Annotated in this window: 12 protein-coding genes; 1 reads left to right on the forward strand and 11 read right to left on the reverse strand. The window is 76.6% G+C overall.

What is annotated here, in order from left to right:
* Positions 1 to 123 precede the first annotated feature (123 nt).
* Entirely contained in the window at positions 124 to 2,592 is a 2,469-nt protein-coding gene (locus Srubr_RS30605) for an ATP-binding protein (RefSeq protein ID WP_189995205.1), read from the forward strand.
* 37 nt (positions 2,593 to 2,629) lie between these two features.
* Here the strand turns inward: Srubr_RS30605 and Srubr_RS30610 are convergent, their stop codons facing one another.
* From Srubr_RS30610 to Srubr_RS30660, 11 genes are all read right to left on the reverse strand, one after another.
* Positions 2,630 to 3,223 (reverse strand): hypothetical protein, encoded by a 594-nt coding sequence (locus Srubr_RS30610; protein WP_189995203.1) that lies wholly within the window; start codon positions 3,221 to 3,223, stop codon positions 2,630 to 2,632.
* A gap of 23 nt (positions 3,224 to 3,246) precedes the next feature.
* On the reverse strand, positions 3,247 to 4,491 hold the full coding sequence (locus Srubr_RS30615) for a hypothetical protein (protein ID WP_189995201.1): 1,245 nt from the start codon (positions 4,489 to 4,491) through the stop codon (positions 3,247 to 3,249).
* A gap of 121 nt (positions 4,492 to 4,612) precedes the next feature.
* The gene (locus Srubr_RS30620; protein ID WP_268987385.1) at positions 4,613 to 5,461 is read right to left on the reverse strand and encodes a zinc ribbon domain-containing protein; all 849 of its coding nucleotides are present in this window, start codon (positions 5,459 to 5,461) and stop codon (positions 4,613 to 4,615) included.
* 1,021 nt (positions 5,462 to 6,482) lie between these two features.
* Positions 6,483 to 7,058 carry a phage tail protein gene (locus tag Srubr_RS30625; protein WP_189995199.1) on the reverse strand — a complete coding sequence of 192 codons (576 nt, stop codon included), beginning with the start codon at positions 7,056 to 7,058 and terminating at the stop codon, positions 6,483 to 6,485.
* Positions 7,055 to 9,016 (reverse strand): putative baseplate assembly protein, encoded by a 1,962-nt coding sequence (locus tag Srubr_RS30630; RefSeq protein WP_189995196.1) that lies wholly within the window; start codon positions 9,014 to 9,016, stop codon positions 7,055 to 7,057. Before Srubr_RS30630 ends, Srubr_RS30625 begins: the two co-directional genes overlap by 4 nt.
* On the reverse strand, positions 9,016 to 9,438 hold the full coding sequence (locus Srubr_RS30635) for a GPW/gp25 family protein (protein WP_189995194.1): 423 nt from the start codon (positions 9,436 to 9,438) through the stop codon (positions 9,016 to 9,018). The genes Srubr_RS30630 and Srubr_RS30635 overlap by 1 nt, the downstream gene beginning before the upstream one ends.
* On the reverse strand, positions 9,438 to 9,746 hold the full coding sequence (locus Srubr_RS30640) for a PAAR domain-containing protein (protein ID WP_189995192.1): 309 nt from the start codon (positions 9,744 to 9,746) through the stop codon (positions 9,438 to 9,440). Before Srubr_RS30640 ends, Srubr_RS30635 begins: the two co-directional genes overlap by 1 nt.
* Positions 9,747 to 9,790: 44 nt before the next feature.
* Positions 9,791 to 11,617: a VgrG-related protein gene (locus tag Srubr_RS30645; RefSeq protein ID WP_189995189.1), complete on the reverse strand. Its 1,827-nt coding sequence runs from the start codon at positions 11,615 to 11,617 to the stop codon at positions 9,791 to 9,793.
* The gene (locus tag Srubr_RS30650; protein ID WP_189995187.1) at positions 11,614 to 12,336 is read right to left on the reverse strand and encodes a CIS tube protein; all 723 of its coding nucleotides are present in this window, start codon (positions 12,334 to 12,336) and stop codon (positions 11,614 to 11,616) included. The genes Srubr_RS30645 and Srubr_RS30650 overlap by 4 nt, the downstream gene beginning before the upstream one ends.
* 71 nt (positions 12,337 to 12,407) lie before the next feature.
* Complete coding sequence (locus Srubr_RS30655) at positions 12,408 to 12,833, reverse strand: phage tail protein (RefSeq protein ID WP_189995185.1); 426 nt, start codon at positions 12,831 to 12,833, stop codon at positions 12,408 to 12,410.
* 89 nt (positions 12,834 to 12,922) lie between these two features.
* Positions 12,923 to 16,294, reverse strand: a complete 3,372-nt coding sequence (locus tag Srubr_RS30660; protein WP_189995183.1) for a hypothetical protein — start codon at positions 16,292 to 16,294, stop codon at positions 12,923 to 12,925.
* Positions 16,295 to 16,297: the final 3 nt, after the last annotated feature.

The raw sequence follows: 16,297 nt of genomic DNA on the forward strand, positions 1-16,297 counted from the left end.
ACCGATAAATAATCTCTTGCGCACCCACCCTTCCCGGACTTCCGCTCCCACCCTTCCCGGAGTTTCGTTCCCATCCCTTCCGGAGCGGGGAGTGATTCCTCCAGGAGTCGAAAGGAGTCACTCGTGGGAGCTTCTCCTTCGGACACGCGGCGGGCGCTGCTGGCGGCCCTGGCCGCCTGCGGTACCGACCTGGAAACCCCCGCCTGGCGCGAGCTGGCCCGGGTCGTGGACACCGCGGCGCGCGCGGACCCGGCGCCGGCCCGGCTCTGGCCCCCGGACACGACGGGCCCGTACCGGCCGGAGGCACCGCCCTGGCAGGACCTCGCGCGGGAGCTGGCCGCCACCGCCCTGCGGGATACGGCGACGCGGGACGCGCTCGCCGCATGGTTACGGCGGCACGCCCCGTCCGCGCCGCCGCCCCCGGCACCCGGTCCGGTGCCGGGCACGACCGCCAACGCCATCGGCGGGAACGCGGTACTCCACGGCCCCAGCGTGCAGGCCCGTGACATCCACGGCGGCGTCCACTTCCACCCGCCCGCCGAAGCGTCCCGCTCCCGGCCCCCGGTTCCCCGCCAGCTCCCGCCGGTCACGGCGCGGTTCATGGACCGGGAGGCGGACCGCAGGGCCCTGGACGCGCTGCGCGCCCGGCACCCCGCGCACGCGGCCCAGGTGGTGGTGGTCAGCGGGCTCGCGGGCGTCGGGAAGACCACGTTCGTCTGCCACTGGCTGCACGAGCACGCCGACAGCTTCCCCGACGGCCAGCTGTACGCCGACCTGGCCGGACCGGTCGCCGACGGGGAGAGCGGGCCGGCCTCGCCCACCACCGTCCTGGAGGCCTTCCTGATCGCGCTCGGCGTGTCCTCGTTACCGGCCGGCACCGCGCAGCGCAGCGCGCTGTGGCGTTCGCTGACCTCGGGACTGCGGCTGGCCGTGCTGCTGGACAACGCCTTCACCGCCGCCCAGGTACGTCCGCTGCTGCCCGGTTCGCCGACCGGGATCACCTTGGTGACCAGCAGGAACAATCTGACCGGGCTGCGGGTCGACGGGGCGTCCCTGCACCGGCTGGAGGGACTGCCGGACGAGTCGGCCGTACGGCTGCTGGCCGTCGGCGGCGGGGCACGGGTGGCCCGGGAGCCGGCCGCCGCGCAGGAAGTGGTCCGGCTGTGCGGCGGGCTGCCGCTGACCGTCGGCCTCGCCTCCGCGCAGCTCGCCATCCGCCCGCACCATTCCGTGTCCGCCCTGGCCGACCGCCTGTCCCGTGGGCAGGGGGCGGTCGATCTGCTGCGTATCGACGGGGAGGCCGTGATGCGGACCGCGCTGGACATGGCGTACGACGCGCTGCCGGAGGCGAGCGCCCGGCTCTACCGCCGGATGGGACTGCTGCCCACGGACCGCCACGACCTCAGCATGCTGTCCGCCGTCGCGGCCGACGACGAGCCGCCGCAGGACGCGGAACACGTCACCGACATCGCCGTCCACGCCCTCGTGGAGGCGAACCTGCTGGAGGAGACCGGACCGGGCACCTACCGGTTCCACGACCTCGTCCAGCCGCACGCCCGCCGGCTGGGCGAGGAGCGCGAGGAGCCCGCCCGGCGCGAGGAGGTACTGCGCCGGTTCGTCGGCTGGTGCCTGTCCACCGCGGCGTCGGCGGAGCACATCCTCACCCCGAGCCACCGGCTGGCGGACCACGACCTGCCCGACGTCCTGCCCGGCGAATCGGTTCCGCCCACCCCGCTCGACGGCCCCGACGAGGCGCTGGCCTGGCTGGACACCCACCGCAACGGGCTGATGGGCGCCGTCCGGCACTGCGCGCGGACCGGCCGGCACACCCACTGCTGGCGGCTGACGGACCTCATCTGGCCCCTCTTCCTACGGCTCCGCCCCACGGAGATGTGGATCGAGGCACACCGGCTCGGTCTCGAAGCGGCCCGCCGCAGCGGTTCCCGGCCCGGGGAGGGCCGCATGCTCACCTCCGGCGCGATCGGCCTGCGCGACGCCGGTCAGTACGCGGAGGCGGCCGACTGGTACCGGCGGGCGCTGGAGATGGCCACCGCGGACGCGGACGTACGGCAGCAGGCCCAGGCCCTCAGCGGTCTCGGGCACATCGCCCTGCTGACCGGCCGGCTCGACGAGGCGCGCGGCCACTTCGATGAGGCGCTGCGGCTGCGGGAGTCGATCGGCTACCGGCGCGGGGCGGCGCTCACCCGGCGGCGCCTCGGCGAGACCGCGCTGACCGCCGGCGACCCGGACACGGCCGCCGCCCACCTGCGGCGGGCGCGGGCGGACCTGGACGCGCTGGGAGAAACCTACGAAGCCACCCGGGTGCTGGCCCTCCTCGGGCACGTCCTGGTCCGTGCCGGGGACCTGGAGGAGGGCACCCGGCTGTTACGGGAGGCGCTGCCCCGCTTCCGCGCGGGCAGCGCCCGGTCGGAGCACTGGGAGGCGCGCTGCCTGGAGTGGCTGGGGCTGGCCGCCGAGTCGCGGGGCGACCCGGCGGAAGCGGCCCGCCATTACGAGGCGGCCCGGGACCTCCTGCGCCGGCTCAGCCCGGCCGACGCCGACCGCCTGGAGAGCCGGCTGCGGCAGCGGTGATCCTCCGCCGCGGCCGGCCCGTCCGACCACCCCCGCGTCAACCGGGGAACCCCGGTACGACGGCGCGCAGCGCGTCCGGCGCGCCCCCGGCGGCCACCCAGGCGTGCACCACCGAGGCGACCGCCTGGGGCGAGGCCGGAGCCCGGGAACCACCCCGCTCCAGCCCGGCACACCACGGGCCACCCGCCGCCCGCCGCACCCCGACCACGCACCCCGCGCCGAAGCCGGGCACGACGGCGGCGAGACACCCCGGGTGCTCCGCGAGCAGCAGCCGCACCCGCCGCCGGGCCTCGGTGACCGCCCGGGGCACCCGGCCGACCAGCACGTCGGCGTGTTCTCTCAGCTCCGCCGGCCCGTCCGCGTCCGCCCACAGGTGCGTGTCGCACGGCAGCCGGCCGGGCGGGTGGAGACACGGGGAAGGGTGCCGGTACGCACACCCCCGCTCCGTGACCGGCAGCGCGTCGCAGCGGACGAGGGCCGGGCCGTGCGCCGCCCGCGTGCGCCAGACGACGAGCGCCGGCCCGCCCCGGAAGCCCGCCTCCCGGGGCAGGGCACCGGTGAGCGGCGGACGGAAACAGACGGTGGCCCACGCGGCCCCCGGCTCCCCGCCCCGGGCAGGCGACGCGTGCACCCGGGGGGACGGTGACCGGCGGATCACCGCTCCGCTCCCCGTCCGGCCGGGATCTCCCACTGCCGCAGCGAAGGCGGCGGCGGGGGCGGGGTGACGAGCGGCGGAAGGGCGGGTTCGCCCAGGCCCAGCAGGCGGTAGACGACCGCGCGCATCCGCCGGTGGAACTCGCCCGGCGCCGACGACAGCGAGGCGGTCACCTCGTCGTACTGCCCCGGGCGGCGCAACCGCGCCGCGTACTCCAGTTGTTCGGCCAGCGGATACCCCGGGGCGAGCACGGGCACGACGGCCGTGAGCAGCGCCGTCGGGGAGGAGGCGGACACCTCCCGCCGAGGACCGGGCGTGAGCAGCAGCGTGGCCTGGGTGAGCGCGCCGTACACGGTCAGCGATCCGTGGTCGCCGATGATCCAGTCCGCCGCGATCAGCGGGGCCTGCCAGTCCGCCTCCGGGGGCACCAGCGCGACACCCCGGTCACGGCAGCCGGCCAGCCAACCGCGCACCTGCCACGTTCCGTGGCCCGCGAACACGTTGGGGTGGACCAGCAGCGCGATGCGGTAGCCGTCGTCCGGCAGCCGGCCGAGCAACTGCGGGAGCAGGGCGTCGAGCCGCCCGAACGTCGAGGCCGGCCCCCAGGTGGAGGTGACGACCACGAGCCGCTGCCCGCTCTCGATCCCCAGTGCCCGGCGGTAGTCCTCGCGCAGCGGCAGGCCCGCCGTGATCCGGTCGACGCACGGGTCGCCCACCACGTGCGCGGCCGGAAGCGCCTCCGGGCACGACCGCGCCAGTTCCGCCACGTCCCGTTCGTGGGCGTAGGCGATCGCCGCCGGGACGAGGCGGCCTTCGTGCAGCAGGTGCTGCCTGCTCAGCATCCCCGGCGCCCGGTGCTCCCCCGGGGCGAGCCCGCTGACGTCGGTGAGCAGTTTGATGTGTCCCGCCCCGTGCGAGACGCGCAGGACCGGAGCGCGCAGTTCGTGCACTCCGCGGGACCCCGCGGCCAACGCCAGGTCGAATTCCGTCCGTAGGGCCTCCTCCCAGGGCACCGTGGTGATGCCCAGCTCGTGCAGGTACTGCGTGACCCCGCTGCCGAAGGCGTGCGGGGCGGCGGTGAAGACCAGCTGGACGCGCAGGTCGGACTCCAGCAGACCGAAGACTTCCTGGAGGCGTTGGGCGAACGTCACGGTGTGGACGACCACCAATACCCTCTTGCAGTCTCGTACGGTCAGCCAGTGTCCCTGCTCGATCAGTGCTGGTTTCGTGGTGCTGACGGACATGCGATCCCCCATCGCTCGTCGCCGCGTTCAGCGGTCGACAGGGGATTTCCCGGCCCGGAGGGCACTTTCCTTGCAGTCTCCTTGCAACTCCCTTGCTGGGCCTCCGGGCAGGGTTTCCGGGTCAGCTCCGGGCGAAGAACTCCACCTCCGCGAGGGCCAGGTGACGGCCCGGGGACAGGCCGGCCGGGGAGTTCAGGACCAGGCGCACCGTGGTGACATGGCTGAATCCGGTGTGGATCGTCTGGGGGCCCGGCTTGTCGGCGAGGGTGATCTGCTTGCGGTGCACCTCGCCGTCCCGCGTGGTGACCTCCATGTCCATCCGGAGCGCGCGCGCCTCGTCGGCGTAGGCCTCGGGGGACTTGGACGCGCCGTTGGTGATGATCACGTCGATCAGCCGGAACGGCTCCCCGAAGGTGTAGGTCACCGACGCGCCCGGCGCCGGCGCGCCCCAGTAGTGGTTGCTCACCTCGTCCGTGGTGTTCCGTGCCGGGTGTCCGGGCACCTCGGCGCTCGCCTTGATGCCCACCGGGGTCACGGCCTTGGGCTTGCCCAGCTTGTCCCGGGTGTCCTCGAACAGGGCACGTCCGGCCGGCAGCAGGAAGAGACCGGCCGCGCACAGCGCCACCAGCAGTCCCAGGATCACCAGGAGCCGCACGCCGCGGCCCGAGCCGGCCCGCACCCGGCGGCGCAGCGGCCACACCGTCCGCCACCACGGCAGCGGGGCCGGCTTCACCGCCGGGTTCAGCTCGGCCGCGCAGCGGCGGCAGAAACGGCGGCCCGGCGGGTTGGGCGTGCCGCAGGACGGGCAGGGCCTGCCCGCCACCTCCTCCGGCGCCTCCACGGGCCGTACGACGGGGCGCGGGGCCACCGGTTTCGCCGGGCGCACGGGAAGCACGGCCTCCGGCGCCGGGTCCTCCGGGGCGGGCGCGGACGGGGAGCGCGGGCCCGGTGCGTCCGGTGCCGACGGCACGCGGGGCCCGACGGAGGGCCGCGCCGCCGCCGGGGGCTGCGGGGGCCGGGGCTGGGCCGGGGGTGTGGCCGCCGTGGTGGGGGTGGTGCGTTCGGGGCGGCGGGGGCCGTCGTCGGGCGCGGGTGCCGGGCGGGCGGCGGGGGGTGCGGCTGCCGAACGGCGACGGGAAGCCGGGGAGTCGACGGGCGTGGCGGACGAACCACGCTTGTCGGCCGGGGGGTCGGTGGGCGTGGTCGACGAACCCCGCGTGCCAGTCGGGGACTCGGTGGGCGTGGTCGACGAACCCCGCGTACCAGTCGGGGACTCGGTGGGTCCGGCCGCCGAACCACGGGCGCCGGACGGGGAGTCGGCGGACGCCGGCGACGACCCTCGCGTGCCGGCCCGGGAGTCGGTGGGTGCCGCCGGGCCACCGGCGGCGGACGGGGATGCGGCAGGCGGGACGGTCGAACCCCGCGTGTCCGCCGGGGACTCGCCGGACGCCGCTGTCGAACGGCGGGCGTCGGCAGCCGTACCCGTGCCCGTCGCCCCCGAACCGTGGGGCTCGGTGCGGGACGTGGAGCTGGACCCGCCCGTCGGCGCGCTCGCGGACTCGGTCCGGTCAGGGGCGGTGGCGGGGGGCTCGCCCTCGGGGCGGGTGCTCCCGGCCGGCCTCGGCTCCTGCGCCCTCGCCCCGGCCGGCCTCGCCTCCTCCCGCCTCGCCTCCTCCTGCCCCGGCCGCCCCTGCCCCGGCTCCTCCGGCTTCGTCTCGCCGCGCGCCCGGCCCGTCAGGCGGGAGCGCAGCGACGAGGCGCGGGGCGGCGGTGCGGGACGCGCCGGCTCGTCCGCCGGGGCGGGGTCCGGTGCGGGGCCGGCGGCCGGGGGCTCCGGGTCCGGGTCCGGGCCGGGGTCCGGGGGAGTGGGCCGCGCGGGCGTGCTCGTCGCCGGGCCGGAGTCCGACCAGCCCAGGTACGTGCCGCAGTTGCCGCAGAAGTCGTCCGTGGGGCCGTTCGACGCCCCGCACGAGGGACACGCGCGCACGGCGTCACCTCCCTTCGTCGGTGGGCGGGCCGGACAGGATCTCCACCCGGCAGTCGGTGTGCACCGGGCACATCACCCGGACGATCTCGCGGACCCGGGCCGGGTCCACCCCGGGCCCGTCGGCGCCCCCTTCCGCCGGCCACACCCGCACCACGGGCCCCGCCGCGGACTCCGGCGGCAGGTCCGCGCCCGGCGTCGCCGACCAGGTCGCCCCGCCCGCCCCGGTCACCTCCGCGCGCACGCCCAGGGCGAGCCGCAGCGCCTCGGTCAGACCCCGGGCGGTGCCGCGCCAGCGGTGCAGTTCCACGGCGCGGGTGACGGCCTCCCGGCGCTGTTCCTCCGGCCACTGGGGGTCGTCGGTGGCGCCCACCCAGGACCCGAGCCAGGTCAGGAAGTCGGCCGGGGCCAGCCGGGGGTCGAGATAGGCGGGGAGGGTGTCCAGGGTCAGGAAGACGGGGGCCAGGACGGTGTCCAGGCCGGCGGTGAAGCGCTGGGCGAAGTCGTCGTCGGCGTACAGGGCCGGCAGCTGTTCGCCGATCGGGTGACGGCTCGGCAGGCCGGGGACCGCGGCGCGGCTCATCGTCCGCCCTCCGGGTCCACGGCCGTGACGACCACCTGGTGCTGGTACGAGAAGACCAGCGCGCCCTGGGCCAGGTCGATGCGGTCCGTCGGGGCGCCGCGCCGGCCGGTGATCGGGTCGGCGGGGAAGAGGCGGATCTCCTCCACCAGCGCGTTGCCGACGGCGCGTTGCAGCACGCCGAACAGCTCGCCGTACTGCACCGGCCGCCCGAACGGCCAGCCGGTGCCGTCGAGGCCGCCGTGCAGCGGGTTCAGGTGCCGGTACAGCGCGGCGAGCGCCGCGTCGCGCACCCGGTCGGTGTCGCCCGGGGCCGCGGCGAGCCGGGTCACCACGGTGACGCCCTGGTAGACCGGCGGCTCCACCACCAGGCGGGTGCCGATCAGGCGCCGCTCGTCCAGGGACGCGGTGATCGCCTGGAGCACCTGGTCGGAGGGGATGAGCTGCTCGAAGCGGAGCCGGTCGTCGCCCTCGTCGGCGACCGCGTCCGGCACCACCAGGACCCGTACCGCGCCCGCGCCCTCGGCGGCGGGCAGGCAGCGCACCCGGCGCACCGAGGGCGCCGCCTGGCGGCTGATGATCTCGTAGTCCTCGGCGGTCACCGCGCGTTCCTGCATGCGCAGCGCCTGCGGGGCGCGCAGCTTGGCGTTCTCGACGGTCTCCCCGGCGACCCCGCCGCGCGCCGCCTCCCGGTTGGTGATCCGGGCGACGTACGGCACGGAGCTGCGCAGCACGGAGATCGCGCCGCGGGCGACGTTGCCGGCCGGGCCGCCGCCGGTGCGGTAGCGGGCCACCCGGATCTGCGCGCCCTTGGGCGGCACGGCGCCGCACAGGCGCAGCGTGCCGTCCGGCTCGCGCAGCGCGGGCGGGAAGCCGAACTCGCCGGTGGTGGCGTCGACCCGGACGTGCCGGTCGTCGGGCCCGGAGCGGCCGAAGTGCTCGACCACCTCCCAGCGCTGCCAGCCCTCGGCGGTGGACACCTCCACGACCGGGGGTTCGCGGTCGAGCAGGACCGGCGGGCGGCCGAGCCGGAACGTCTGCCCGGGCACCCCCTCCGAGGTGCCGAGCGGCACGTCGGTGACGGTCTCGGCGTGCTCCACGGTCATGGTGCCGCCCACGGTGAACACCGCGGCCTCGCGCACGGTCGGGGACTCGGAGTAGAACGGCTGGCCCGGCTCCGGCTCGGTGACCCGGCAGCGCAGCCAGCCGGCCCGGGTGCCGCCGATCACCGAGGCGGTGTGCCCGGCCGGGACGTACACGATGACCTCGCCGGGCCGGTTGAGCCCGCCGGTGGTGTCCGCGCCGGTCTCGCACACCCGCCAGCCGCCGCCGTCCCACGCCTCCCACACCAGCGGGGGCTGGCGCGGGTCCACGCCGACGCCCTCCACCCGGCTGTCCAGGCGCACGGCGACGATGCACCGGGGCACGGCCGTCGGCAGGCCGAACAGCAGGGCGTCGCCCGGCTCGGGCGCGGCCTGGAAGCAGGGGATGTCGCGGCCCTCGGAGAGCGTCCCGGTCCGGTCGGTCTGCTCGCCGGTGCGGTGCGCGGTCACCAGGCGGGTCAGCTCGCTGGGCAGGATGTCCAGGTGGTCGGTGGTGGTGAAGACCACCGAGTCGTCGCTCTCGCCGCGCGCGGTGGTCACCTCCGTGCCGGTGGGCAGCTCGACCGTGTCGGGTTGCGGTGCCGACAGCCAGAAGTCGACCTCGGCGACGGCGGCGGCCGGCGGGAACAGCCGGATGCCGAGCAGGTCGAGGAAGGCGGTGTAGTTCTTGTCCGGGACCCGGTTCAGCCGGTACAGCAGCTGGTCCACCAGGTAGGCGAACGTCTCGATCAGGGTGACGCCCGGGTCGGAGACGTTGTGGTCGGTCCACTCCGGCGCGCGCTGCTGCACGTACCGCTTGGCCTCGTCGACGAGTTGCTGGAAGCGCCGGTCGTCCAGGTTCGGGGAGGGCAGTGCCATCAGTCCGTGCCCCTGTCCTCGGCCCCCTCCTCGGAGGGGATGGTGTAGAAGGGAAAGACCAGGTTGCGCCGGTCGTTGGTGGAGCGCACGGTGTAGTGCACGTCGATGTAGAGGGTGCCGTCCTCGACGGCGTCGAAGGCGACGACCACGTCGTCCACCGAGATGCGCGGCTCCCAGCGTTCCAGGGCCTCGCGCACCTGCTGCGCGATGCGTCCGGCGGTGGCGCCGTCGCCGGGGGCGAAGACGTAGTCGTGGATGCCGCAGCCGAACTCGGGGCGCATGGGGCGCTCGCCGGGCGCGGTGCCGAGCACCAGGCGGATCGCCTCCTCGATCTCCCGCTCCCGGTCGACCAGGGCGATGCCGCCGGTCGGGCCGACCCGCAGCGGGAACGCCCAGCCGCGGCCGATGAACCGCTCGCTCATCACAGGCCCCCGATCAGGACGTTGGGGGCGCCGGTCAGGATCGTGGCGCCGCACGAGGTCTTGTCGCGCGCCCGCGCGGCCGGCAGCCCGCCGATCAGGACGGTGGCCGCCACCGGGTTGGGCATGATCACGTTGGCCGGGCCCATGACCGCGTGCGGCGGCATCGCGCAGGTGTGCTGGCTGCCGACGACGGCGGCGGGCCGGCCGCCGATCAGCACGCGGGCCACGGTCGCGGCGGCGCCGGGCGGCGGGGTGGTGATCACACCGCCGTGACTGCTGGGGTCACCGGTACGGGCTGCGGCCGGCATGCGTTGCTCCTCGGGAGTTTCGGTTGACTGCGGGTGGTGGCGGGTCAGTTGATGCGGATGAGCTTGGCCTTCAGGACGCCGAGCAGGCCGCCGTCGACGGTGACGTCCGAGCTGCCGGTGACGCTCACCGACCGGCCGCCGACCTTCACCCCGGCCCGGCCCTGGATGTCCACGTTCCGGCCCGACACGCTCACATCGCCCCGGCCCGCGTCCAGGGTGATGCCCTTGCCGTCGAGCACGACGGAGGTGAGGGGCTGCCGGCCCCGGGCGTACACCGTCAGCTCGATCCGGTCGCGCCGGTCGTCCAGGAACACTTCGAGGCGCTCGTCGGCGGTCCGCAGGCGCAGCCCGGACGGGCCCGGCGCCCTGGCGTCCAGCAGCTCCACCCGGTGCCCGGAGCGGGAGACGAGGGAGCGCCGGTTGACCCTGCCGGTGGTGCCGTCGATCAGCGGGACGTCGTGCGGCGAGGGCTTGTCGACGCCGTTGTACAGCCCGCCGATGACGTACGGGCTGTCCAGCAGGCCCTGTTCGAAGCCGACCAGGACCTCGTCGTTGACCTCGGGGCTCACCACGCCCCCGCCGCCCTTGCCGCCCCACTGCACGGTGCGCACCCAGTCGGTGGTGTACGTGTCGTCCAGCCAGGGGAACCGCAGCTTCACCGCGCCGCTCTCGGCGCCGCCCGGCTCGCGCACGTCCGTGACCACGCCGATCGCCAGCCCCGGCATGCGCGGGCCCCGGCTCGGCGCGTTGGCGCCGGTCACCAGGCCGGTCAGGGAGCGGTCGGGGCTGGCGCTCACCCACACCGTGGTCCGGTACCCGCCGTGCGGCTCCAGGACGTGCTGCACGGCCGTCGCCGTGTACTTGCCGGAGAACGCGGGCCCGACGTTGCCGAGCGCGACCGGCTTGCCCGCCCGCAGCCGCGGGTTGCCCTCCGCGACCGCCTCCAGGTCCCCGAAGCCGGCGCTCACCTGCGCGGCCACGGCGTCGGCGACGGCGGTCGTCTCCGCCTGGGTGCGGTACGGGGTGTCGGTGACGGTCAGCTTGGACTGCCTGCCGAACCGGGCGGCGAACGCCGGGCTCAGCCCCGGCACCACCGTGTCGCTGTCCACCGACGGCTGCCGGGCCACCAGCGGGCGCTTGGTGGTGACGTCCCAGCCGCGCACCTCCACCTGCGCGGCGCCGTCCGCCGCCGACAGCGAGGCCCGCAGCGCCAGCAGGTTCCGCCCGTACTCCAGCACCATCGGGTTCCGGGTGGCCGACGTCGACGGCGCGGGCGCCCCGGACGCCTTCTTCGGCCGGGTGAACTGGAGTACACCCTTGTCGTCCACGCGTACCTGCGCCCCGCTCTCGGCCGCGAGGTACTGCAGGAAGTCCCAGTCGGACACGTTCGCCTGGGACAGCTGCTTGTACGTGACCGGCGCGGCCTCCACGGTGCCGCAGGCCAGCCCGGCCCCGGCGGCCACCTTGCGGACGATCGCCGCCGCCGTCATGTTCCGGTACGCCACCACCTTCCGGCCGCGCTGGAGGCGGTGCGCCTTGGAGTAGGCGCGCACCACCGTGAACGAGCCGGTACGGTCCCGGTCCACCTCCAGGGCGGTCACCTCACCGTCGAACAGCCGCTCGCGGGCCTGCCCGTTCACCGTCACCACCGACACCCTGAGCGGGGTGCCGATGGTGATGCCGACCGCCCGCAGGAACTCGTGGTCGGGGTCGCGGAAGGTGAGCTGTGCCGCGTCCGGCAGGCCCACGTTCTCGTCCACCACGCAGCTCACCAGCTGGGCCGCCCAGACCTGCGGCAGCTCGCCGGGCGTCTCGATGACGGGGTCCGCCGCGAACGACCGGCCGCCCCGCGCCGCCTCGGATGTGCTCACCGCTCCTCCTCACCGCCGGCGTCCCGCAGTCCCGGCACCACCAGTTCGGTGCCGGGCACGAGCGCCATCGGGTCGTCGATTCCGTTCGCCTCCGCGATGACCCGCCAGGCCGTCGGGTCGCCGTACTCCCGCCAGGCCAACATCGCCAGGCTGTCGCCCGCCACCACCGTGTGCGTGCTGCGGGCGGTGCGCGCCCCGGAGGTCGGGTTCTGGCCCGCCGGGTCGACGCTCGCCTCCTCGATGGACAGCGCGCAGGTGGCCCGCAGCGGCTTGCCGTCCACGTCGAAGAGCGTGTACGTGACCGAGAGGCTGGAGAGCACCCCGTCGAACGAGGTGGTCCGCGCGGTGCCCCACTCGAACCGCACCCAGGGGCTGGCCGGCTTCTTCCGGCCCAGGCTGGCCGGGGTCGGCACACACCCCTTCATCAGCTTCTCCACCGCCTGCTCCACGGAGTTGTCGTGGGTGGCGGTGGCGTCCAGGAACACCTCCAGGCTCAGCTCGCGCGGGCCGCTGCCGACGAACTCGGGCAGCGCCGACTGCCCCGCCATCCGGGAGGGGGTGCGCCGCCACTCCGTGGTCTTGCGCAGCTCCAGGGTGGAGGGGTTGAACTGGAGGTTCAGCCGCGCGATCGTGCCGCCGGGCTTGGCGCCGACCGAGGCCGGGGGCTCCATCAGGGTCAGCTGGGCCCTGGCCCGGCTGGAACGGAACGCTGGGGACATGCGCCGGGACTTCCTTTCTCACGGGCACGGGCGGGTACGGCTCATCGGGCGGGCAGGTCGGGGCAGGCGGGTCAGGACGGGCGCAACCCCTCGTGGGCGATCTCCAGGGTCTCCACGGCCGCCTCGGAGCTGTTGGGGTCGAAGGACGGTCCCTGCCAGCGCACCGGGACGATCCCGAACACCTGCCAGCTGATGATCGGGGTCCGGTCCGGCCGCAGCGCCACGATCTCGCCGTCCTTGCGCTCCACCCGCTTCAGCGTGTCGTCCAGCCAGCGGCCGATCTTCACCGTGTCCGCGGTGACCGGCCGGGTGAGCGTGATGTTCGACCAGGTCACGCGGCCGGGCAGCTGCCAGTTGAAACCGTTGTTGCCGCCCTCGGCGTAGCTCTCGATCTCCACCTCGGCGCCCATGCCGGAGCAGGTGTGGAAGGCGCCCAGGTCGTTGCCGCCGATCGCGAGCCGGAAGAACACGCTCGTCGCGAAGATGTTGTCCGTCATTGGTCCGTCATCCGTTCCGTGGCCTCGGGCGGGCCTGCTTTCGTTGGCGTGGCGTCGTACATCGGGTCGCCTCATCCGTTTCCGTGGTCTCAGCGGCGCCCGTCGTGCGGACGGCCGGTGCGCTCCCGGCCGCGCCGCAGTTCGGCACGGAGCAGCCGGGCCACCGGGTCGAGCAGCCGGCGCGCCAGGTCGTCCAGGTCGAGACCGGGGTCGGGCGGGTTCTCGGTCGGCCGCCGGGTCGCGTTCCGGCTCTCGTTCCTGCCGACGGACGACGAACGGGACGACGAGCCGGACGAGCCGGACGACGTGCCGGACGGCCTGCCGGATGACGTACCGGTTGACGTGCCGGACACGGAGGCCGACCGCTGACGGCCGCGCGTCGGCGCGTCCGGGCTGGTGCCGTCACCGGCGCGCTGCACCACGGGCGCCTTGCCCGCCGTGGCACCGGCCCGCGCGGGGTTCTGCCACCGGACCACGGGCACGGGCACCGCGGGCGCCGGTGCCGGCCCGGCCGGCGGGCGCTCCGCGACCGGCGGCGCCTGCGGGGCGGTCACCGGAAGGGCCCGCGCGGGTACGGGCGCGGAGGGCGCCGAGGTGGCGGGGGCGCCGGGCCCGGACGACTCCGCGCGGGGCGGGGCCGGGCGGACGACGGGGACCCGTTGGACCGTGGCCGAGGGCTGCGGGCCGGAGTGCGCGGGGGCGGTGCTTCGTACGGCCGCCGGAGGTGAGGCACGGTGAACGGGGGCCGGCGAGCCGGGGGCCGGCGCGGCCGGGGCCCGCTGGACGGCGGGCGCCGTGGGGGCGGGACCGGACCGGGCGGGGGCGGCGGGACCTCGGTGGTGCGGGGTGCCGGGCCAGCGGACCGGCACCACGGGACGGCCGACGGGGCGGGGCGCGGCGGGCGCTGCCGCTCCCGCCGCGGGCCGGGTGTTCAGGGTCAGCGGGCGCGCGGCGAGCAGGGAGAGGGTACGGGGTGCCGCCGGGGCGGAGCGGGCCACGGTGAGCGGGGGCTGCCCGGCCGCTCCCGGACGCCTGGCGCCCGAAGCGCCCGGGGCACCGGGCGTGCCCTCGGACACGGCCCGCGCGACGACGACGGGGGTCTCGGCGGCGGAGCCGGCACGCCGCGGCCCGCCGGGGGTCGTACCGGGGCGTCGCGTGTCTCCCGCCGGGGACGCCGCCGTCGGAGACGGCGTGGCGGGGGCCTGGGAGGCGGCGGCCGGGCCCTGGGACGGTGTCACCAGCGGCGTGGCGGGACCGTCCGCGGAGTGGGCGACCGTCTCGGGGGCGCTCCCGCCGACGGAGTCCGCCGCCAGGCTCCGCCGCACCGCGCCCTTGCCCAGCAGCGGCGCGTCCGGACCACCGTCGGAGCGCGACGGCGTACCGGCACCGGAGTCACCCCCCGCCGAACGACGCTGTACGACACTCTCCTCAGCCGACCGCGCACCCTGAGCACCGCCCGAACGCGACGGCATACCGGCACCGGAGTCACCCCCCGCCGAACGACGCTGTACGGCACCCTTCTCGGCTGCCGGCGCGTCCTGAGCGCCGCCCGAGCGCGACGGCCGGCCGGTCTCCCGGGCGCCCGTGTCCCCCACGGCGCTTCGCTGCACGGTGGGCTTCTCCACCAGCGGCGCGTGCAGGCCGCTTCCGGCACGGGTACCGGCCTCCGGCACGCCCCCGTCGGCCGGGTCCGCCGACGCACTCCGCTGCACGACACCCTTGCCCGACAACGGTGCGGTCGGGCCGTTCTCGGGTCGGCTACCGGCCTCCGGAGCGCTCCCGCCGACGGAGTCCGCCGCCAGGCTCCGCCGCACCGCGCCCTTGCCCAGCAGCGGCGCGTCCGGGCCGCTCCCGGGGTGCGCGGGGGTACCGGCCCCCGGCGCGCTCCCGGCGCCGGGGGCGTCCGCCGGGCGGCGCTGCACGGCGCCGGGGCCCGGCAGCGGTGCGCCCGTGCCGTTTCCTCCGGTCGCGGGCGGCGTGGCCCCGGTGGGCGTACGTGCTTGGTCCGGCGTGGCTCCGGGTGCCCGGTCCTGCCGTGCCCGAGCACGCCGGTCACCCCGGCCGCCCGGGATGTCGGCGCTCGGCGGCAGCGCGGGCAGCGGCGCGCCCAGGCCGCCGCGTGCGCGCGCCCCGCCGCGGGCGGGGGACCGGCCCGGGCCACCGGCGGGGCCGTCCGGGGCGCGCTGGGCCGTGCCCTTGGACCCGCCGTCGTACGAGCCCGGGGTACCGGACCCGCCCTCGGCCTGGCGCTGCACGACGGGGAGCGCCGGAGCGGGGCCGGGCGTGGCGCGCTGGACCGGACTGTCGTCGGTCAACGGACGTGCGGTGGAGGGAAGTTCGGTGAGCGGGGCGCCAAGGGGCGCACGGGTCGCCGTACCCTGCGCGGGGTCGGCCGGGCGCGCCCGCGTCCCGGCCCCGGCGGATGGGGCGGAATGGCCGCCGGGTGCCTCGGGCGCCTTGTCGGCGGCGGGGCGGGCCGGTGCCTGCGTGCCCTTGACCGGAGCCGGAGCCGGAGGCCGCAGTACGGGAACGCGGCGCACGGGGCCGGCCGGGCGGCGGGCCACGGTCAGGGAGGGGCTCGTCGGGCGGGGCCGGACGGTCGGCCGGGGCACGTCGGGCACGTCGGAGCCGGGGGCACGGGACGCCTGTGCCCGCGCACCGCCTCCGGAGCCGGACCGCGCCTGAGTGGCGGACCCGCCCGACGCGGCCGTACCGACGACCGCGCCCGGGACCGCCGTCACCCGGCGCACCACCGGGATCTCCGGCGCGGCGGGCCGATGGCCTGCCTCGGCCGGAGCCACCACCGGACCGGCGCCGGGCCCGACCGACCGCTGGACGGCGGGGGACGACGAGGACAACACGGCGGGGGAACCACCGGACGCGAGGCCACGGCTCGGCGAGGCGCCCCCCGTAGTACGTCCCTCCCCCGCGGCGCCACCACGGGAAGCACGGGAAGCCCCGGGCCGTACGACCGGAGCGGCCGAACCCGACGACGTCGAGCCCGAGGAAGCCGGAGCCGGAGCAGCCGCCGTCGGCCCGTCCGGCGCCTCCCGGTCCCCCTCCCGCCGCAGCGCCCGCAGCAGCAGCGGGCCGCCTTCGGTGCGGGCGGCCCGGGGGGTGGCCGGGCGGTGGGTGACGCCGTGCACCAGGCCCGTAGGGGCCGTGGGCAGCAGGGCGTGGGCGAGGCCGGAGTCGAACGACGGGTTCTGCCAGGCGGCGAGGCCGGACCGGAAGGCGAGACCGTCGCTGACGCCGAGCGGCGCCCGGGACACGGTCAGCTCCGGCGGCGCGGTACGGCGCCAGCCGCCGTCCCAGTCGGCGGGCACGGAGGCGGCCGGCGCGTCCGGCGCGGCGGCGGCCGGAGCACCGGGCACGGCGGCGGCCGGGGCGCCGTCACGCTCCCCGCGCCGCACTCCCCCCGTCCCGGCGGACCGGCGGCGCAGCCTGTCCCGCCATGCCATGTG

Origin of the sequence: Streptomyces rubradiris (genome assembly GCF_016860525.1) — a bacterium.
GTDB classification, from domain to species: domain Bacteria; phylum Actinomycetota; class Actinomycetes; order Streptomycetales; family Streptomycetaceae; genus Streptomyces; species Streptomyces rubradiris.